Source organism: Streptomyces sp. NPDC051020 (assembly GCF_040683105.1).
Taxonomy (GTDB): Bacteria; Actinomycetota; Actinomycetes; order Streptomycetales; family Streptomycetaceae; genus Streptomyces.
Map to the genome: position 1 here is coordinate 39,071 of NZ_JBFBCG010000048.1, position 20,664 is coordinate 59,734.

The following is a 20,664-nucleotide window of genomic DNA, read 5'->3' on the forward strand; positions in this document are numbered from 1 at the left end:
AAGAAGGACATCGATGATGGCGCCCCCGAGGCGCCGGAAGTGGAGCACACGATGTCAGGAACGCAGATGGAGTGGAGGCACGGCCTCTTCCCCGACCTCGTGGACTGGTTCGGCGCCGGCTTCCCCCGGTTCCCGGTGGGGCGGCCGACCATCGACGTTCACCCGATCCCGGTCGAGGGCGACACCCCCGCCATCGGCGCCGAGCACACCGAGAACAGGACGGAGAAGGAGCACTCGGAGTTCCGCTACCGCTCGTTCCGGCGCAGCGTCCGCCTGCAGGCCGAGATTCCGACGGAAGGCGTCGAGGCGGCGTACGAGGATGGCATCCACCCGCCGGTGGCCGTGTCCGCCCCGCACAGGAGCGGGCCGGGGTGAAGACGTCCGCACTCTTCCGGGGGGCCAGACCAGAGCTCATCTCCCAGGTGCCGAACCCACCCCTGCGCGCGGGTACGGCGACGGCACGGGGCGGAGGCGTGACATGTTCCAGTCCGACTCGCCCGGACCCGCGTCCATATGGCCCCGGAAGCGGCACGGAAGCCGAATGCGACGACCGTTCGAGCGCCGCCCGAATCCGCTGCAGCGGGCTGCCGACCGCGTACGCAGCCGCTGGCTCGCCGCTTCCGTGCTCTTTGCGCTCGCAGCAGTGTTCTGCGGTGTCGCTGTCGGAATCAAAGTCTGGGACGCCGACAGCGTGACCGCTCAGCAGGAGGCCCGACATCGCCACCAGGTGACGGCGACGACAGTCAGCAAGGCCGAAGACAGACTCCCTGCCCGGTTTACGGGGGCTTCGGAAGCAACGGCCTGGGCCTTCTGGGAGTATCCCGCCTCCATGCCCCATACGGACACCATCTCGGTCGCCCCCCACACGCCGGTGGGCCGGACGGTCACGCTGTGGGTGGATGACTCGGGCAGGATTTCGGCTGCCCCGCCTTCCCGGGGAGAATGCGCCGTGCAGGCCGCCGCAGCAGGGGCCTGTGCCATGGGCGTGGTCGCCCTGTCCGCCGGATTGGTTGTCCGCCTCAGGCTCCGCCGCGTCGAGACGCGCAGCCTCGCCCAATGGGACCAGGAGTGGGAGCGCGTGGAGCCGCGCTGGTCCGGTCGGCTGCGCCGGGACTCGGGGGCCGATGACGACTGATGACGCCTGACGGATCCACCGGCGCCAGGACCACCGCCGCCGCTCCTTGACGGGCAAACCGTGCCGGTCGCGGCACTAGGCACCGGCCCGCGCGGCTTCTCTGCGCGAGAGGCGTTACGGATGCGGACACGCGGTCACTCTCACTGCGTTCTCCTGCCCTCCTGTGCCCTCTTGTGATCGTCCGACAGGTCGTCGCGCTCGTAGGTGAGCCGATCGATCACATCCACGACGCCGTCGACGCTCTGGCACATCCGGAGGATGACAGGAAGGAGGCTGCTCCGGGGCACGGTGCCGCTGAGGGTGACCAGACCGTCGGCGACTTCTACGGTCAGAGCCGACGGGCTGAGCCGGAGTGCGCCGGTCAGCACATCCTCAAGAATCTCCTCCTGGATCGCGTGATCCCTTCGCAGGAACAACTGGAGGAGGTCGCTGCGGGCGACTATCCCGATCAGCCTGTCGTCGGCGTCGACGACCGGCAGCCTCTTCACTCTGTGCTGGTCCATCACACGAGCAGCACGGACCGCACTCCAATCGGGGCGGGCGGTGATGGCAGGGCTGGACATGAGATCGACCGCTGTGGGCGTACCGCTTCCGGCATTGCGGCGACGGAGCAGATCGGCCTCGGAGACGATACCCACGGGATGCCTGTCGTCGTCCAGTACGGGCACGGCCGTGATACCGAACTCGTCCAGAAGCCTGGTGATCTCCTTGAAAGCCGTGCCGCGCTGGACACTGACGGCCGTGGGCGTCATCAGATCCGCCACACTGCGATGCCTCATTGTCGATCACCTTCGCATGGGATTGCCGGCGTTCAGTCGAACCGTGACGTCCATGACTCCGGCCGGCCACACCGACGAGCAGCCGCCCGTCGCCGTCGACGACCGGGAGCCGCTTCGCGTCGCCCCGTGCCATGAGACGGGCGGCGTCGGCCGGGGTCGCCTCACGCGTCACCGTTACCGCCGACGCGGTCATGAGATGTCCGGCGGTAACGGAGTGCGGCACGTCCACCGCCGGCCGCGTGATTCCGCACGCAGGGAGGCCATACTCCGAGCGTGGGCACCGGCATGCGCGAGGGGTAGGGCCTTCCGGGGTTCGTCGCGGGCTGTTCGGCCCTCGGGCGCATACGCGGGGACCACGGGCGGCGCGGGAGTGTCAGATATCGAACTGGCGCGCGATTTATGTCTGAGTGCGGATGACCGCAGGCACCCGGGGCGCGGTGCGGTCCGCTGATCTTGCACGGGGAGTCCGCTCAGAGTGTGCTGCGCGAGCAACTTCGCGACATCCTTGGAAGGAGTTGGCGGAGGCGACCCAAACGACCTCGTCGGTCGAACGAGCCTCACCCGAAGACGTTCTGGCACGCCACGGCGCGGGAGAAGCCCACAGGGCGGCGGAACCGACAGGGACACTCGGCCCCCGCGGGGGCCTGAGCGGCCCTCTCGCGGCGCGGGGGCGCGGTGCCGGGGTGAGAGCTGCACCGGCAGTCTTCGGTGAGGAGGAACCATGAATTCCAGCGACAAGGGCAGCCCGGTACTCGGAGCGCTCGTGGCCGGGGTGGACGGCTCCGAGCCCGCCAAGCGCGCAGTGCTGTGGGCCGCCGAGGAAGCACTGCGGCGTGATCGTCCTCTGCACCTCGTCTACGCAGCCGACACGGACAGCCGGATGATCTACGCGTCCATGGAAACCATCGAGCAGGTTCGGCACGCGGGCCGAGAGCTTCTCGAGGAGGCCGCAGCCATGGCGTCCGAGCGTTACCCCGGCCTGAGCGTGACGAGGGAGCTGAGCCGCCGTGAACCGGTGGTGAGCCTGCACACCGCGGCGGGAAACCACGGCACGATCGTGGTGGGCAACCGCGGTCGCGGAGGTTTCAACTCACTGTTGCTCGGCTCGGTCGGTCTGAAGGTTGCTGCGGGTGCCAGGACGCCGGTGGTCGTGGTACGCGGCACCGAAGGCGCTCCCGCGGCAGACGTCGTGCTGGTCGCCGTCCACGACGAGCACGACCTGGAATGCGCACGCCACGCGGCGAGTGAGGCGGAGCTGCGCAAGGCGTCGTTGCGGCTTCTGCACGTATGGAACGTGCTGGGGTCGGTCGGTAATGTCGTGACGATGCTCGACGCCGTGGACGAGGTGGCTCGCAACCACGTTCGGGCGCTGACGGGAGTGGCGGACCGTATCCGTGCCGACTTCCCGGGACTCACCGTGGAGGCGGATGCGGAGAAGGGAATGTCCGCCGCCGGAATTTTGGTTGAGGCGACTCGGCACGCGGATCTGCTGGTCGCGGGCGGGCGACGCTCACCCGGGAACTTCGGCCCGACGCTCAGCCGGGTCACCCACAGCCTGCTGCACCATGCGAACTGTCCGGTCGAGCTGATCCCGCGGCGTGGCAAGCGGACGACGAGTGAGTCGAAATGAACAGTGAGGCGCGCTGTCATGCGAGGGGCGGCATCGGTGCCGTCGACGGAGGAGGTGCTTCGGGCCTTCCCCGCCGGTGAGGCTCGGCTGCAGCAGCCTTTACTCCCGACCGCTGTGCCGGCCCGGCAAGGCGGCTCTCCGTGCTCGGCCAACTGACTGATCTGATGCAGCGCTGACCATGTGCCTGCCGGCAGCTGTGCGAGGCTCCGCCCATGACAGTCGCTGCAGATACCTCCGATGGGATGCCAGCCACAAGGATTGTTCTCATCACATTGGCGGCGGGTCAGTTCCTGATGGCTCTCGACAGCTCGGTCATGAACGTCTCCATCGCCAGTGTCGCCGCCGACGTGGGGACGACGGTGACCGGTATCCAGGGTGCGATCACGGCGTACACGCTCGTGATGGCGATGTTCATGATCTGCGGCGGAAAGGTGGGCGGGCTCGTCGGGCGCAAGCGCGCCTTCATGGCCGGCTGCGTCGTCTATGGCTGCGGGTCTCTCACCACCGCGCTCGCTCCGAACCTCACCGTACTCATGGTTGGATGGTCGTTCCTTGAGGGAATCGGGGCTGCGCTGATCCTGCCGGCGATTGTGTCGCTCGTAGCGGGGAACTTCACTGTGGAACGGCGTCCTGCCGCCTACGGGATCGTCACCGCTGCAGGAGCGGTGGCCATTGCACTCGGGCCGATCATCGGCGGCATCGCGACGACCTACTTTTCCTGGCGTTGGGTGTTCGCCGGCGAGGTAGTGGTGGTGGTCGGGATCCTCCTGTTCACCCGCCGTATTGCCGACGCACCCCTCGACAGGCGACCGCACATCGACATTCCTGGCGCGCTGCTCTCCGGCCTGGGCGTTGGAATCTTCGTCTTCGGTGTACTCCGCTCGGCCGAATGGGGTTGGTTCGTACCCAAAGCCGGAACCCCGTCCATGCTCGGCCTCTCCCTGGTTGTCTGGTCGATGCTGGCAGGGCTGTTCCTGGTCTGGCTCTTCTTCCGTTGGGAGGTCCGACTCTCGGACCACGGCAAGGAACCGCTCATCGACCCTGAATTCCTGAAGAACCGGCAACTCACCGGTGGCCTGACGATGTTCTTCTTTCAATATTTGGTGCAGATGGGGGTGTTCTTCATCGTCCCGCTGTATCTGTCGGTCGCGCTTGGCCTCCCGGCAATCGATACCGGTGTCCGCATCCTTCCGTTGTCCTTGACGCTGCTCGCAGCCGCCACCGCGATTCCGCGCTTTCTCCCGCACGCTTCGCCGCGGCGCGTGGTGCGCCAGGGGATCTTCGCGCTTCTCATGGGGGCGATTGTCCTTCTCGGGGCACTCGATACGGAGTCGGGCGCGGAGATTGTCACCATTCCCCTCCTGTTCATCGGATACGGGATGGGGGCGCTGGCGTCGCAGCTCGGGTCGGTCACCGTATCGGCGGTGCCCGACGAACAGAGCGCCGACGTGGGTGGCGTCCAGAACACCGTCACCAATCTCGGCGCATCGATCGGCACCGCGCTTGCCGGGTCGATTCTCATCGCCGCCTTGACGTCTTCGTTTGTCGCCAACATCGAACGGAGCCCAGCGATCCCGGCGGAAATCAAGGCCCGGGCGAGCATCGAGCTCTCAGGTGGCGTACCGTTTCTGTCGGACGCCCAGCTCAAGAAGCAACTCGATGAGTCGGGTGCACACACGGATGCGGCCCAGGCCGCTCTCGACGCCAACGCCGACGCGAGGGTCGACGCCCTGCGAGCCGCTCTCGCCATCCTTGCTCTTGCCGGGCTGATCGCTTTGTTCTTCACTCATCGCATCCCCGCGACCCAACCTCGTAGTCGTCGAAAGGGGTGACCCACTGCGATCCGGTCGGGGTCTTCCGGGCGCTCCCGTCGATCACCGCCCTGAAGCCGAACAAGGAGACGAAGCGGCCAGTCGCGCAACGGTGACCGCCCCGAAGCCGACCACGGTGCCGTGAACGGCCCCTTTTCAGGTTCCTAGCCCGTGGTCCCGTTCAGTTCCAAGCGGATGTCCACAACGCCCTCGACCGCTCGGGCGGCTCGGGCGAGCAACGGGATGAGCGTCCGGTCGCGTACCCCACCGCCGAGCGTGACCACTCCGTCCACGACGGATACGGTCACCGCTCCACCGGGCTGGGACAAGTCGGTGACGGTGCGTCGGATCTCGTCGGCAAGATCTTCGTCCGAGCGGAGAAAGACCTTCAACAGATCACTGCGGCTGACGACTCCCTCCAGCAGTCCGGTCGCGTCGACCACCGGCAGCCGCTTCACGTGGCGCTGGGCCATGATGCGTGCTGCCTCTGCTATGGGGGCGTCAGGATGGACCGTCACTGCCGGGCTGGACATCAGCTCTTTCGCGCTGACGGCGCCCGCCTTCAGCCGGTCGGTCAGAGGCAGCTCCGGCCGGGTCGGGTCGTCGGTCCGGGACTCCTCCTTGGGGAGCAGATCGGCCTCCGAGACCACGCCGATCACTCGTCCCTCGCCCTCGAGTACAGGAAGGGCGCTCACCCTCCACTCTTTCATCAGCTCGACGATTTGCTTGTAACTCGCCTGTCCTCCCACCGCGATGGCGGTGTGGGTCATGACATCGCTGACCGTGTGCGGTGAATCAGGCATGGCGATCTCCTCACCGGGGCCCGTCCGACCGGGACGGCGGATCAGGTGACATGGGGCGGCCCACTTCAGTGCGGTGCGTACAGGTCCAGCAGACGGGCCCTGGCGGACTGGAGCCGGTGGGCTATCACCTGGCCCACCCACAGGGCCACGGCAGCGGCCAGTTCCGGGTCCAAGTCGCATGCGTGGCGCACCTGCGCGGCATCGAGTTCGTACGCGCGCACGGGCGTCATCGCCTCTGCTCCCAGCTGCCACACATAGGGGCTGAACAGCCATGACCAGCCGACCAGCTCTCCGTGCCCGAGCGACTCGATGACCGCCGGCGGTCCTTTCGGCACGTGAAAGTCGAGACTGACGGTGCCGGTCCGCACGATCCAGAAGTGGTCGGCACGCTGCCCTTCCTCAAAGATGCGTGTCCCCTCCGGGAACGACACTTCCCGGGCGAACTGCATGAGCCGGTCCCGATGCCGGATGCCCAGCGACCGGAGGGTTGGGGTGGTCATGATCTGGTCTCCTCCATGGGGCGGCACGGATCTTGAGATCGTTGTTGGCAGAGCCGGAGCCGTGTTCCTCTCGGCACTGCGCATCCTTGTACTGCGTGCGGGTCCTACCGGTGGGGATCCACATGCTCGTACCATCCGCGGGCCGAGGCTGTCGTCGTGACTCGGTTCCGGTCATGTCGATGCTTCCTCCGACGGGACTGAGAACAGCCTGCGCCGAATGACCTGTGGTCCCCAGGGGCTCTACGGGTGTGACTCGGGGACCAATCGGCCCTAGTGCCGCGACCGGCAAGGTTTGCCCCGTCGCGACGCCCGGCACGCGCGCTCGCGGCGTTGGCCAAAAGCCCAGGTAGCTCCTTCCCCAAGCTCTCAGCTTCGTTCGAGCAGGGGAGGCCCCATCCAAGGGCTTCCGGCCGCCTTGCGATCACACGCACCGGCCGCCGCTCCTTGACGGGCAAACCTTGCCGGTCACGGCACTAGATGTGAGCCTGGCTTCGCGCGAGCGGCCGGCTACCCGCATGAGAAGCCTGTGCCCTGCTGAGGCAGCGAGCAGGGTATTCGGGTTGTCGTCCCACCGTGCTGCACGGCGGGACCCGAGCCGGAGGGGAAGAGTCAGCAACGTACAGGAGCCGGGGTAGCGGGATGGATCCGCACCGAACACCTACGCCAGATCCTCCTGGGGTGGTATATACCGATCGCGTTGTTTATTACGAATATTAGGTCGAATATCCCCGATCGGGTCCTGACCATCCCTTCTGGGAAGTTCAGTGAGGTGGCACGGTGGCGGGGCGGGCATCCGACGGCAACGGGACGAAAGGCGATGGGGACCATGGAGCAGTCCTTGGTCGTGGGCGTGGATGGATCGGATTCGAGTTTCCGGGCGGTCGACTGGGCCGTGGAGGAGGCAGCCCGTCACGGCCTTCCTCTGAGAGTTGTCTACGCCTCCCGATGGGAACGCTACGAGGGGGCAGGCCTGTATCGGGGCGTCGAACGCCCCTCCGAGCAGATTCTGGCCGACTGCATCGTGGCCATTGCGGTCACGCGCGCCAGCACCCGTAATCCCGATCTGAAGATCACCACCGAGGTTCTGGCGGAGGACACGGTCACCGCGCTGCTCGACGAGGCGCACGAGGCTGCGATGCTGGTTGTCGGATCCAGGGGCCGGGGCCAGCTCAAGGAGCTCCTGCTGGGCTCCGTAAGTCTGGCCCTTGCGTCCCGGGCCCAGTGCCCGGTCATCGTGGTACGTGGCGACGCGGCAGGAACAGCTGGAGCACACGGCCGCATCCTGCTCGGCGTCGCGGACGTGGCCCACGGATCGGCTGCCGTGAGGTTCGCCTTCCGTGAGGCTGCCACCCGGCACTGTGAGATCGACGCAGTACGCGCCTGGCGTTGCCCCGCGTCCGAAGCGGTCGGCCGGCCGCACACCAAGGAGTCTCCGCCGCACCTCACCTGGAAGATGCGGGCGGCGACAGAGCTTGACCAAGCGCTTGCGGCCTCGATCGAGGAGAACCCGGCCGTTGCCGTCTCCCGCTCCACTGTCGAGGGGCCGGCCCATCAAGTTCTCGTCCGGCGCTCCGCCGCCGCCGACCTCCTTGTCGTGGGTGCATCGCGGCGCAAGGGGCATGTGGGTCTGCAACTCGGCCGGACAGCCCATACGGCGCTCCATCACTCCAGCTGTCCTGTCGCAGTGGTACCCCACCATCCATGAACCACCGCCGAGTCGAGGAGGCGGACGGGCAGTGGGCCGGCCCGCGTGGCTGCGGCGTTTGACAGACCCATGCCCTCGCGACCTTCGTATCAGGAGGATCGCCATGGACGGCACCGCGTTCGGCACACGACCGGGCAGTCAGGTGCTCGGACCGGTCGTTGTCGGTTCGGACGGCTCGGGCCATACCGCCAGGGCTGTGCTCCGTTCCGCCCGAGAAGCCGCCTCACCCCCGTGTGTCGTCCCGCCCGCGCCGGACCGCCTCCGGAACGCCGAGCCGGAGACTGCGTCAGTCGTGGGCGACGACGGCGACCGGAGAGGTCGCGTGGTGGATCACAGCATGCGTGGTGGAGCCGATGCGAACACCCCGCAATGAGCGGCGGATCCGTCGGCCGACGACGATCAGACCGGCGTCGGCACCGGCGTCCAGGAGCTGCTGCGCGGCGTGTCCCATCGGCGTACGGGCGGTCACCTCGACCGCGGGGAACGTGTCCCGCCAAGGCCTCAGAGCCTGGTCCAGGCCGGTGGTCACGCTCTGGTTGATGCGCGCAAGTATTCCGGGATCGTAGGCCGATCCGTACCCGTAGAACTGCGGGGGCGGCCAACTGTGCAGGGCATGCAGCGGGCAGGACCGGCGCGACGCCTCCTCGAACGCGAACGCGAGCAGGGCGTCACAGGGCCGGCTGATGTCGACACCGACGACCACGTCGCGCCGGGTGTGCTGCTCGGTTTCGTGAGGCAGCGCGTCCTCTCCGCTGCGTACGAGTACCACCGGCCGCTCGGTGGTGTGCATGACGGCCATGCCGACGGAGCCGAGCACGAAGCCGGTCACGCTGCCGAGCCCGCGGGATCCCATGACGAGCATGTCGGCAGTTGCCGCGGCTGTGGCGAGCGAGGCTGCGGGCGGGCCGTCGACCGACTGCGTGGTGATGTCGAGTCCCGGGTGAGCGCGGCGCAGTTCGTCGGCCATTTCCTGCAGGACGGCTTCGGCCCAGCCACGCCGTGCATCGGAGGCCGCTGCGGGAATGCCGAGCGGCAGCGACCACGGCTCGACATGGATGAGGTGCAGGGCCGCATCCCGCAGACGAGCCTCGCGCGCCGCCCAGCGGGCAGCGGCTGCGCTTTCGGGGAATGCGTCGAGGCCGACGATGATGTGGCGGTCCAAAGCGCCCTCCTCACGAGTGCGGTGCTGTGGGGTGTGCCGAAGGATTCGTCCTCGCCCGGGCCGGAGCGGAACGGCGGGCATCCGTCGGTCATCGGACCGGTGCAGGTCGCGGTCCGCGGCACCGGACGCTGACCGCCGGTGCCGCGAGAAGGCCGTACGTCACCCGACGGATGCGTCGTCGATGGCGTATCCGAGGTGCTGTGCCACATGAACCACTCCGTCGACCGTGCGGCACAGCCGTTCGATCACCGGGATCAGGCTCTTGAACCGTACTGAGCCGTTCAGTTCGACACGGCCGTCGGTCACTTCGACGGTGATGGTGCCGGGGTCCTGGTGCAAGGTCAGGTCGAGTACATCGCCGGTGATCTCGTGGCGGATGGTTTCGTCGTCGCGCAGGAAGATTTTGAGCAGATCGCGCCTGCTGACGATGCCCACCAAAGTGTCCGCCTCGTCCACGACCAGCAGTCTTCTGACGCTCTGCGCCTCCATGAGCCGGGCCGCCTCGGCGACAGTCCAGTCCGCCCTGGCGCACACGGCGGGCGCAGACATCAGTTCCTCGGCCCGCGTGCCCTCCGCTTTCTCCCGCTTGCGCGGCTCGGGAGCGGGCAGGGACCGGAGGAAGTCTCCCTGATCGGCCGACTTCGGCAGGAGGTCGCCTTCCGATACCACTCCGAGCGGGTGCCCCACGTCGTCGACGACCGCGACGGCCGACACCTGGTGCTCAGTGAGTGTGCGCACGATGTCCTTGAACGCCGCGTTCCTCGGGACCGTGACGACCTCGCGGGTCATCAGCTCGCCAATGTCTCGATGTCTCACCCGTCACTCCTATCGCCCCGCGGCTTCTCGGGCGCTGACCGACATGTCGTCCTGCTGGTAAGTGAGCCGATTGGCACGTTCACCACTCCACGCCGACGCTCCGGCACGACCGCAGGAGGAGGGAGGGCGCGGCTCGACCGGGGCACGGTGCCGTGGAGGGGCAACACCTCTTCGGTGACTCATGACTCCTCCCGGAAAGTGATCCGCATCTCCGAGCCTGAGGGCCGGGAAACGCGCCGGACAGGGTCGTCCGGGGTCGGGTGGAAGCTGTTCGGCCCTGGTGGCCGCCTGCCACTCGGGGTGCTTTCATGAAATTGACGGAAAGAGTCCTTACCAGGATGCGGAGAAGCGGCTGGCGGCCGTGCACCGCACAATCGGGATCCGCGAGAAGCGGATGGGCTCTTTCCGCCCTTGCGTGGAGCGGCGGCTCACCGGGGCCACGATCGCGGGCCGGGTCGGGATCCGCCGCGGGGGGATCAGGACGACGACGTCGGCGACGGGTCCCCGTCGTTCGCGCCCGCGGCGGATGAGGACAGCGGCTGCTGTGCCCAGATGACCTTGCCTTCGTGGGTATACCGTGTGCCCCAGTTCTCGGCGATCCGCGAGACGAGGAACAGTCCGCGGCCTCCCTCGTCCGTAGCGGCTGCGTACCTCAGATGGGGTGAGGTGCTGCTGCCGTCGGATACCTCGCAGATCAGGCTGCGGTCACGCAGGAGCCGCACCCGGACCGGCGCGGAGGCGTGCCGGATGGCGTTGGTGACCAGCTCGCTGAGTATCAACTCGGTGGTGAACGTCAGTTCCGACAGGCCCCAGTCCTCCAGCTTCTCCACGACGGCGGCGCGTATCCCGGCTACGGCGGCGGGGTCGAGCGGAACGTCCCATTTAGCGATCTGGTCGGCGGAAAGCGCGCGGGTGCGGGCGATGAGCAGTGCTACGTCGTCCTTGGCCTGAGTGGGAAGGAGTGCGTCGAGCACCGCCTGGCAGTGCTGTTCCGGCGAACGGCCGGGATGGGAAAGGGCCTGGCGGAGCAGGTCCATCCCCACATCGATGTCCCGGGCGCGGTCCTCGATCAGCCCGTCGGTGTAGAGGACCAGCTGAGCACCCACGGCCAGATCCAGTTCGGCGGTCTTGAACGGCATGCCGCCGAGCCCCAGCAGTGGCCCGGCGGGAAGCTCGGGGAACTCCACGCTGCCGTCGGGGTGGACCAGCGCGGGGAGATGGTGCCCGGCGCGGGCCATGGCGCAGTGCCGGGAGACCGGATCGTAGATCGCGTACAGGCACGTGGCTCCCACGATGCCTGCACCGACGTCCGTGCTCCCCTCTTCCTTGTCGATGCGGTCCACGAGGTCGTCGAGGTGGCCGAGGAGCTCATCGGGCGGCAGATCGAGTGTGGAGAAGTTGTGCACAGCGGTGCGTAGCCGCCCCATGGTGGCGGCGGCGTGCAGCCCATGGCCGACGACGTCACCGACGACCAACGCGACGCGGTTGCCCGACAGCGGAATCACATCGAACCAGTCACCGCTGACTCCGGACTGTGCCGGCAGATAGCGGTGGGCGACATCCAGAGCGTTCTGTTCGGGCAGAGCGCGTGGCAGCAGGCTGCGCTGCAACATCACTGCCAGGGCGTGTTCGCGGGTGTACCGGCGTGCGTTGTCGATGCTGACCGCCGCACGGGCGACCAGCTCCTCGGCGAGTGACCGGTCCTCCTCGTCGAACGCTCCGGCCTCCCGCGAGCGCCAGAAGTTGGCCATGCCCAGAACCACGCCCCGCGCCAGCAGGGGCGTTGTGAGGAGTGAGTGAATTCCGTAGTCGACGATCTTGTCTGTCCGTTCCGGGTCCTGAGCGCGCCATTCGGGTGCGGAGGACAAATCGGGAACCATCACCGACCGGCCGGTGGCGAATCCGCGTGCCTGAGGTGTGGAGGGGAGATAGGAGATGAGCTCGTCGCACGGGTAGAGGGGGTGGTCGTCCCGGATGCCGCTGACGGCGGTGCGGCGCATGTCGGCAGCGGTGCCGGTCGGTTCCTCTCCGTGGAGGACGGGGGCGGCGAGGTCGACCGTGACGAAGTCCGCGATACGGGGGACGGCCATCTCGGCCAGTTCCTTGGCCGTGCGCGTCACGTCCAGGGTGGTGCCGATGCCCACACCCGCGTCGTACAGCAGCTTGAGGCGTTCGTTCGTCGTTTCCACCTTGCCCGACAGTGCCAGGAGCTGGGTGGAATCGCGCAGGGTCGCCACCGTTCCCAGGGGGCTTCCGTCGCGGGCCGTGCGTCGCTGGTTCACCACCAGCATGCGGTCCCCGGCCAAGTAGACCTCGTCCGTGGCCACGCGGCCGGAGACAAGCAGCTCCGCCGTGGCCGGGTCGAGGCTCTCCAGTTCCTTGACGGGGCGTCCCTGGGCGTCCGGCGGCAGATCAAGGAGCCGTTCGGCCTCGTCGTTCGCCAGCAGCAGCCGACCGTCGTGTCCGACGATGAGCACCCCTTCGCGGACGGAATGCAGCACCGCGTCATGGTGCTCGTACATGTGGGTCATCTGGGCGGGATCGAGCCCGTGGGTCTGCCTTCGCAGCCGCTTGGCCACCAGGGCGGCCCCGCCCGTGGCCAGGACGAGCGCGGCGGCCCCGCTGGCAAAGATGACCAACAGCTGCCTGTCGACCACGCTGGCGATGTTCTCGACCCTGAGACCGGCGGCCACCAGGCCCACGACGGACTTGTCGGGAGCGTTGACGGGGACCACCGCCTGGACTTCACGACCAAGGGGCCCGTGGACGGTTTCCACGTGGACCCGGCCCGCCAGCGAAGGTTCGATGGTGCCGATGAATTTCTTTCCGATGAGCTCCGGACGGGGGTGTGTGTAGCGAGTCCCGTGTGTGTCCGTCACCACGATGAAGTCGACGCCGGCCAGCTTCCGCGCCTCCTCGGTGAGTGGCTGCAGCACCTTGGAGGGATCGGGAGATTTGAGCGCCGCCACAATCCCCGGAGAGTGTGCGAACGACTGTGCTGTGGCTACCGAGACGTTCTTCGCCTCCGTCTCGGCGTCGTGCAACGATTGGAGGACCAGCGCCAGAACCGCGCCCGCGACAAGCAGGACAATGACCACCGCCTGCAGGATGAATACCTGCCCGGCTACGCTTCGCGGACCCTTGCCGCTCAGTGACCGAGCCGACCCGCTCCGGGATCGGTCGGAATGGTCGACCATGTCGACATTCCTAACACTTTCTTGCCATGCATGCCCATTGGTTGGCGCATCGCTCGATTGCTGTCGGCCGACTCGCCACAGCCTCGGCTTCGCCCAGTGGATGCCATGGGGTGCAGGGGACATTGGGTCTCCGGTCGGCGACGACGAGATCTACCTCAGGCCACTGCTTCAATCGTGCGTCACAAGGTGGCCCCGCGCGGTTCGGCGGCGGCGTGGGCACAAAGAACCGCCGTCCTTCGGTCGCGGGCACACCGCCGCCCGTGCCGCCCGCAGGTCTTCCAGCGGTACGGTCCGTCCACGGACACCCCCTGGCCAGGATCCTCGTCCATGGACACCAAGGGCGGGGACCATGGCCGGAATGATCGACGTCGAGTCTCCGCCATGGCGGAGACTCGACACACGGTGACCGTTGCCCTTCCGAGGCCGGTCGCATTTGATCGATCGTCGTGTACAGACACTCGATATCGGCAGCGTGCGCGCTGCTCCTCGTCTCGCTCATCCTGCCCAGTGATCTGGCGCACGCGGACTCGGACGAACTGTCCGGGCCTTCGGTGACGCGCATCGTCACCCTCGACAGCGCCCCGGCCGCGCAGCAGGCCGCCCCGCAGGACCGGGCAGCGGCCCGCCGTATGGTCTCCGATACGCAGCGGACGCTGGTCGACGCCGCGCACGACGCGGGCATGACGCTGTCCGTTCGACGCCAGTACCGCAATGTCGTCAATGGTCTCCTCGTCGAGGTTCCCGCCGGTCAGACCGGCCGACTGGCCGAACTCCCTGGAGTGGCCGAGGTCACCGAGCCGGTGACGTACGAGATGCCCGAGCGGCCCACCCCGGTGCCCAAGGACGTCCTCGCAAAGGCCGTTGACCAGGTGGGACATGACGCACGGTCCGGCGATGCGGCCCCCTCGGGCCGGGAAATTGTTACGGCCACGGATCTCACCGGCGTCCCGCAGGCCCATCGCCGGGGATACACGGGCAAGGGGGTCACCGTCGGCATCATCGACAGCGGCATTGCCTACGACCATCCGGCGCTCGGCGGCGGAGGCTTCCCCAACGCGAAGGTGGTCGGCGGCTACGACTTCGCGGACGAGGACGCCGACCCGTACGACGACAAGTTCGGCCCGGCAGCCGGGCACGGCACCCACGTCGCGGGCATCGTCGCCGGGGAAGACACACACATCGAGGGCGTCGCCCCGGACGCCACGCTGCGCTCCTACCGGGTGTTCGGTACGAAGAACGCGCCGACCGACGCCATCGTGCTGGCCGCACTCGACCGGGCCGCCGCCGACGGCGTGGATGTCGTCAACATGAGTCTCGGTTCGACCGGCAACCGCAGCAGCAGTGTGCTCTCGCTCTCTGTGAACCACCTGGTGGACTCCGGCGTTCCCACCGTCGTCGCCAACGGAAACGGCTACGCCGGTCCGTTCAACGCCGCGGCGCCCGCGGTGGCGGACGGGGCGATCGCGGTCGGCAGCACCTACAGCAGTCGCTATCCGTTCCTCGCGTTCACGCTCGACGACGGCGCGACGGCCCCCGTCCCGTACCTGGACTCCGGGCGGGCACCGGCCGCTCCCGTGACCGGCACCCACCCGGTGGCCGTCATGGAGTCCAGCTGCGCCCCGCTGCCCGCAGGCAGTCTCGACGGCAAGATCGCGCTCTTTGCTCCCTACACCGGCACCGACGTCTTCAACTGCCGGGTGATGGACCTGGCCCGCACCGCCGAGGCCGCGGGTGCGGTCGCCGCGGTCCACTACGACCCGTCGGGCACCGATCCGGATGCGATGCCGTTCTCGCCCTGCTGCGACACCATCGGCATTCCCGTGGTGGGGATCCGTGCACGGGACGCCGAGCGCACCAAGGCCGCTCCGGCCGGGACCGAGCTGACCTGGGGTGCCTACGCCGGTGCGCCGCTGACCGCCGACGCTGCCGGGCTGATGGATGCCGTGCGCCAGCGGTACCTCCAGCTCCAGCTCTCCTCCCGGCACGCCATCGACACATTCGTCACCGGCGATGTCCAGGTGGTCGGCCCGGAGAACACCGAGGAGCCGACCGTGCTGTCGCGTGGCCTGCAGGTGCGTGCCGTCATCGACCAGTCGTTCCTGGGCGAACCGAGCGCGGCCGACAACGTGGACGAGTCGCTCGCCCGGGGCATGCGGATCCGGACGGTCGATGGGGTACCGCTCAAGCTCATCGTCTGCGACGGCGAGGTGGCGATGCTCCCGCTGCGTGGCTCCGGCAGCGAGGTCGACCCCAGCCTCGTCCTACGCGGCGGACTCGCCAACGTTGCCCAGGCACTCTTCGACGCCGTGTGGGAACGAGCCCGCCCCTACGGCGAACCCCACCACGGGATCGATGCCCTGGACACCCGCATACTGCGTCTGCTGCTCGCCGGTCTCACCGACCACGCGGTGGCCGCGCAGGTGGACCTGTCGGCGCGCACCGTGCAGCGGCGCATCCAGGGGCTGATGTCCCAGGCCGGGGCGACCACCCGCATCCAGCTCGGCTGGTACGCCCGCCACCACGGCTGGGCGTAACGGCCTCCCCCGCGATGGGGAGCCCGCTCCTTATCGCGGGGGAGGCCGTTACGGCGAGTCCGTGCTCCGCAGCCGTGACGAGTCTCCGCCACGGCAGCCATCCGCCAACACCGAACGAAGACAAGCGAGTTGATGTCGCCGAAAATCTTCGCAGCACCCGGAACCACCCATTCACCGGGTGCGCGGAGGAGAGGCATCCATGACCAGACCATTCGCGAGGCGGCGGTCCCGGCTGCTTGCAGCCGGGCTGTCGCTCGTACTGCTGCCGGCCGGGCAGGCCGTCGCGGTCGAGGCAATGGGGACGACGGCGGGCACCGACCGTGCCGCGTCGCCCGTGCACGCACCCACCACCGTGCGAACCGTCACCCTGATCACCGGCGACCGGGTGACCGTGACCGACCTCGGCGCGGGCCGGAAGTCGGTCGCCGTGGAGCGCCCCGAGGGCGCGACCGGAGCAGTACGCAGCGAGATATCCGACGGCCGGATCACCGTCGTACCCGACGAGGCCCGGCCCTACCTGCAGGCGGGCGTCCTCGACGCCGAACTCTTCGACGTCACCGCTCTGATCGAGCAGGGGCTCGGCGACTCGTCCTCCGACGGCCTGCCGCTCATCGTGACCTACACGAAGAACGCCCGGAGCGCGACGCCCCGCGGAGCCCGCCAGGTCCGTGGTCTGCCGAGTATGGGCGGTGCGGCCCTGGAGGCGTCGAAGTCCGGGGAGTTCTGGCGCACGGTCGCGCCGAACGTCAGCTCCGGCGCTCGCAGCGCGAATTCGGCTCGTGTGCGTCTGGCGGGCGGGGTCGAAAAGATCTGGCTGGACGCCCGCGTCGACGCCGCGATGGAGACCAGTAACGCCCAGATCGGCACCCCCGCGGCCTGGGAGGCCGGGCTGACCGGCAAGGGTGTCAAGGTCGCCGTCCTCGACACGGGCGTGGACCTGACCCACCCCGATCTCAAGGACCGGGTGAGCGAGACCAAGAGCTTCATCGACGGCCAGGAGGTCGCCGACCGGAACGGGCACGGCACGCATGGAGAAGGGAGTAGCGCCCGGCGCCACCCTCGCCGTCGGCAAGGTCCTCAGCAACCAGGGTTTCGGCACCGAGTCGCAGATCATCGCCGGCATGGAGTGGGCTGCCAAGGACGTCCACGCCAAGATCGTCTCCATGAGCCTCGGATCGTCGCAGGGCAGTGACGGCACCGACCCGATGGCCCAGGCGGTGAACACCCTCTCCAAGGACACGGGCGCTCTGTTCGTGATCGCGGCCGGCAACGCAGGTGCTCCCGGCACCGTCGGCTCCCCAGGCGCCGCCGACTCAGCGCTGACGGTCGGCGCGGTCGACTCCGCCGACCGGCGTGCGTACTTCTCCAGCCAGGGCCCGCGCTTCGGCGACAACGCGCTGAAGCCCGACCTGTCCGCGCCGGGCGTGAACATCCTCGCGGCCCGCTCGCAGCTCGTGAGCGGCAGTGGCCCGTACACATCGTTGAGCGGTACGTCCATGGCCACCCCGCACGTCGCGGGAGTGGCGGCGCTGCTCGCCGAGAAGCACCCCGACTGGAGCGGACAGCAGCTCAAGGACGGGCTGATGAGCACGTCCAAGCAGATCAGCGGCACGTCGTACGAGGTGGGTGCGGGCCGTGTCGATGTCCCGTCCGCCATTGCCGCGCAGATCACCGCGACCGGCAGCGCCGACCTCGGCTTCATCAGCTGGCCGTACGAGGCGAACAAGCCGGTCACGAAGACGCTGACCTACACCAACGCCTCCGACCGGCCGGTCACCCTGGCGTTGACCGCCGAGGGCGCTCCCGCCGGCGTGGTCACCCTCGCCGACTCCACCCTCACCGTGCCCGCGCACGGCACCGCGCAGACCACGGTCACCGGTGACGGCACCGCCGCGCCCGTCGGCGCCACCTCCGGCCGGATCGTCGCCAAGGACGGTGACACAGTGGTGGCGCACACCGCCTTCGGCCTGACCAAGGAGGACGAGCGCTACACCCTCACGGTCCACGTCAAGGACCGCGACGGCGCGGCGTCCGCCGCATATCTAGCCGTACAGAAGCTGGCCAAGGGCGCGTCGGCCTTCCCGGCCGCGGTCGACGACTCCGGCACGCTCAAGCTGCGCCTGCAGCCCGGTATGTACACCCTGTCCAGCTTCCTCGACGTGCGCGGCAGCAATGGCAAGGACTCGCTCGGCCTGGGCCTTCTCACCGAGCCCGAGGTCACTCTCGACCGTGACCGCGAAGTCACGCTCGACGGGCGGACGTTGCGGGAGATCCGGGCCGAGGTGGACCAGCGGACCCAGATCCGCCAGCTGAGCATGAAGTTCAACCGGGCTGCGAACGGCGCGTCCTACACGGGGGCTGCACTGGTCCCGCCGAGGTACGACAGCATCTTCGCCGCGCCGACCCACAAGCCCGCCACGGGCACCTTCGAGTACCGGACCGCGTGGCGGCTCGGCAAGCCGCAGCTCGATGTCGAAGCGGACGGCAAGCGGCTCGGCGAGGCGGTCGTGCAGTACGGATCGGACCTGTTCACCGGGCGGAAGCGGATGTCTCTCGTGGACGCGGGCAGCGGCAGCGCCGCTGACTATGCCGACAAGGACGTGACGGGCAAGGCGGTCGTCGTGCGCCGCACCGACGCCATCACCCCCGCCGAACTGGCCCAGAACGCACAGGACGCGGGTGCCAAGGCCCTGTTCGTCACCGACGTGGCTCCCGGGCGGCTGATGGCTAACTTCAGCGGGGCCGACGGGGCGACACGTCCGCTGTACATCGCGACGGTGAATGCTGTGGACGGGGCGCGACTGATCGAGACCGCTCGACTCAACCGGGGTGTCGAACTGACCGGAACCCAGTACACGCCGTACGTGTACGACCTCACCGAGGGATACCCGGAGGCGGTACCCGCTGATCTGACGTACCGGCCGGGCATGAGTGAACTGGCCGTCGTCAACAACAAGTTCCACGCGGCGAAGGCCGCCGACGGCGGCGAGTTCCGCTACTCGATCACCGACACGTTCCCCGTCGGCCTGGGCTTCCAGGAGAAGATCAAGTTCCCCACGGAGCGCACCGACTACATCAGCGCCGGCCCCGACCGGGGGTGGCACGAGTCCATGTCCAACGGCCCGGGCGCCATCGAGGAGCGCGGCGGCGTCGTCCACTACCGCGGCGGCATGCGCTCTGCAGCGGACTGGTTCAAGCCGGTCTGGCACCCGTGGCTGGGCACCGGCCTCGCCTGGGGCCAGCAGCGCGCAGGCAACAACCTGCAATTCAACACGCCGGGCTGGGGTGACTCGGGCCCGGACCACACGGGCTTCGGCGATGTGTGGAACCAGAAGTCGATGACCCAGTTCACCGAGGTGTACGTGGACGGGGTGCGGGTCGAGCGGAGGACCGGCTCGGGGGCGTACGCCCGGAACGTCAAGCCGACCGAGCAGGACTTCAGGGTTGTCACCGATACCACCCTGGACCCGGACGTCTGGCACCTCGCCACGAAGGGCCACTCCGAATGGACCCTCAAGTCGGCTGCCACGCCGGCCGACCGGTATACGTATCTGCCGATGCTCAATCTCGGGTTCGACGTCGACACCGACCTGCACGGTGATGTGCGCGCCGGAAAGCGGCTGGATCTCGGGATCTTCTCCGAGTACGTCAAGGGTGCGCCGGACACCGGGAGGATCACCGGCTCCACGCTGGAGGTCTCCTTCGATGACGGCGCGACGTGGACGTCCGTCGAACTCGACGGCGTACGCGGCAAGTCCGCCGCCTGGGCCGGCTCGGTGCCGGTGCCGGACGACGCGCAGTACATTTCCGTGCGGGCCTCGGCCGCCGACGACAAGGGCGGCTCGGTCAAGCAGGAGATCATCCGCGCGGTGGGTGTGCGGAAGTAGCCGATCGGGTGGGAGCCGGGCAGGAGGCGGCACGGCTCCCACCTGCTGCATGTGCTGAGCACATGGAGCTGACCACGGCAGCCCTGGCTGCCGTGGTCAGCTGTGCGCGGACCGACGCCCGTGCGTGGGCCGGTACTCCCGTGCTGCGTCGTCCGGGCCTGTGGAACCAGCCTTCCGAGCAACCAACAGTGCCGATTTCTCCCGCTGCCTTCCCGGTGACATCCCCGAAGGCGGTCGTGGGCCGGACTGCAGCAACGTCCTCCAGCTGACCGTCGTCCTCGCGCCGGCCGCCGGTCAGGATTCCTTGCCGATGCGCGCGAATAATCGCCACCCCACCACCAATACAGCGCGTTCATTCGGCATTACGGTGAGCGAATAGGGCGTCCTTTATGTGACGCAGACCACGTGACCCGCGCCACTCTTGTGCCTATTTGCGGCATTTGCCGTGTGGAGTGGGCCACGTGACGGGCGTCACTCCGTGCCAGAATAGTAGACCGAGGAGACCCGCTCCGCAGCCCTGGCAGCGCTTCTCCGGATCATTTCCGGCGCCCAGTACGAATCCCATTAGTAAAAGGGACCCATTGACCCGCATTTCTGCCTCGCTTAATAATTCTTGGCATCGCCCGACAACAGATGAGGAATTACGGAATGCCGTTCAACGCGATGTCCACGAAGTTCGCCCGCATGACCAAGACCAAGAAGGCC

Annotated in this window: 12 protein-coding genes and 2 pseudogenes; 7 read left to right on the forward strand and 7 right to left on the reverse strand. The window is 68.2% G+C overall.

Features of this window, described 5'->3' with window-relative positions; translation table 11 throughout:
• Positions 1-51 precede the first annotated feature (51 nt).
• Positions 52-375: an Hsp20/alpha crystallin family protein gene (locus AB0N06_RS24685; RefSeq protein ID WP_366136845.1), complete on the forward strand. Its 324-nt coding sequence runs from the start codon at positions 52-54 to the stop codon at positions 373-375.
• Between the two features lie 166 nt (positions 376-541).
• Complete coding sequence (locus tag AB0N06_RS24690) at positions 542-1,135, forward strand: hypothetical protein (protein ID WP_366136846.1); 594 nt, start codon at positions 542-544, stop codon at positions 1,133-1,135.
• 140 nt (positions 1,136-1,275) lie between these two features.
• Here the strand turns inward: AB0N06_RS24690 and AB0N06_RS24695 are convergent, their stop codons facing one another.
• Both AB0N06_RS24695 and AB0N06_RS24700 read right to left on the reverse strand, forming a co-directional pair.
• Positions 1,276-1,914: a CBS domain-containing protein gene (locus tag AB0N06_RS24695; RefSeq protein WP_366136847.1), complete on the reverse strand. Its 639-nt coding sequence runs from the start codon at positions 1,912-1,914 to the stop codon at positions 1,276-1,278.
• A gap of 76 nt (positions 1,915-1,990) precedes the next feature.
• A pseudogene (locus AB0N06_RS24700) lies at positions 1,991-2,107 on the reverse strand (CBS domain-containing protein); the annotation flags it as partial.
• Between the two features lie 528 nt (positions 2,108-2,635).
• Here AB0N06_RS24700 and AB0N06_RS24705 point away from each other — a divergent pair.
• Entirely contained in the window at positions 2,636-3,544 is a 909-nt protein-coding gene (locus tag AB0N06_RS24705; protein ID WP_366136848.1) for a universal stress protein, read from the forward strand.
• Positions 3,545-3,756: 212 nt separating this feature from the next.
• A complete protein-coding gene (locus AB0N06_RS24710; protein ID WP_366136849.1) occupies positions 3,757-5,376 on the forward strand; it encodes an MFS transporter in 1,620 nt (539 codons plus the stop codon).
• 143 nt (positions 5,377-5,519) lie between these two features.
• Here the strand turns inward: AB0N06_RS24710 and AB0N06_RS24715 are convergent, their stop codons facing one another.
• Both AB0N06_RS24715 and AB0N06_RS24720 read right to left on the reverse strand, forming a co-directional pair.
• Positions 5,520-6,158 carry a CBS domain-containing protein gene (locus AB0N06_RS24715; RefSeq protein WP_366136850.1) on the reverse strand — a complete coding sequence of 213 codons (639 nt, stop codon included), beginning with the start codon at positions 6,156-6,158 and terminating at the stop codon, positions 5,520-5,522.
• A gap of 65 nt (positions 6,159-6,223) precedes the next feature.
• On the reverse strand, positions 6,224-6,658 hold the full coding sequence (locus tag AB0N06_RS24720) for a cyclic nucleotide-binding domain-containing protein (RefSeq protein WP_366136851.1): 435 nt from the start codon (positions 6,656-6,658) through the stop codon (positions 6,224-6,226).
• An 826-nt stretch (positions 6,659-7,484) separates the two neighbouring features.
• Between AB0N06_RS24720 and AB0N06_RS24725 the strand changes: the two genes are divergently transcribed.
• Positions 7,485-8,363 (forward strand): universal stress protein, encoded by an 879-nt coding sequence (locus tag AB0N06_RS24725; protein WP_366136852.1) that lies wholly within the window; start codon positions 7,485-7,487, stop codon positions 8,361-8,363.
• 286 nt (positions 8,364-8,649) lie between these two features.
• Here AB0N06_RS24725 and AB0N06_RS24730 read toward each other — a convergent pair whose 3' ends face one another.
• The 3 genes from AB0N06_RS24730 to AB0N06_RS24740 all read right to left on the reverse strand — a co-directional run bounded on the left by AB0N06_RS24730 (position 8,650) and on the right by AB0N06_RS24740 (position 13,538).
• Positions 8,650-9,525: a universal stress protein gene (locus tag AB0N06_RS24730; protein ID WP_366136853.1), complete on the reverse strand. Its 876-nt coding sequence runs from the start codon at positions 9,523-9,525 to the stop codon at positions 8,650-8,652.
• 159 nt (positions 9,526-9,684) lie between these two features.
• Positions 9,685-10,341, reverse strand: coding sequence for a CBS domain-containing protein (locus AB0N06_RS24735; protein ID WP_366136854.1), 657 nt, complete (start codon positions 10,339-10,341; stop codon positions 9,685-9,687).
• Between the two features lie 476 nt (positions 10,342-10,817).
• Positions 10,818-13,538, reverse strand: coding sequence for a SpoIIE family protein phosphatase (locus AB0N06_RS24740; protein ID WP_366136855.1), 2,721 nt, complete (start codon positions 13,536-13,538; stop codon positions 10,818-10,820).
• Between the two features lie 446 nt (positions 13,539-13,984).
• Here AB0N06_RS24740 and AB0N06_RS24745 point away from each other — a divergent pair, with 446 nt between their 5' ends.
• Together AB0N06_RS24745 and AB0N06_RS24750 are read left to right on the forward strand one after the other, a co-directional pair.
• Positions 13,985-16,072, forward strand: a complete 2,088-nt coding sequence (locus AB0N06_RS24745; RefSeq protein WP_366136856.1) for a S8 family serine peptidase — start codon at positions 13,985-13,987, stop codon at positions 16,070-16,072.
• Between the two features lie 199 nt (positions 16,073-16,271).
• Positions 16,272-19,959 (forward strand): annotated as a pseudogene (locus AB0N06_RS24750) (S8 family serine peptidase).
• The last annotated feature ends 705 nt before the right edge of the window (positions 19,960-20,664 follow it).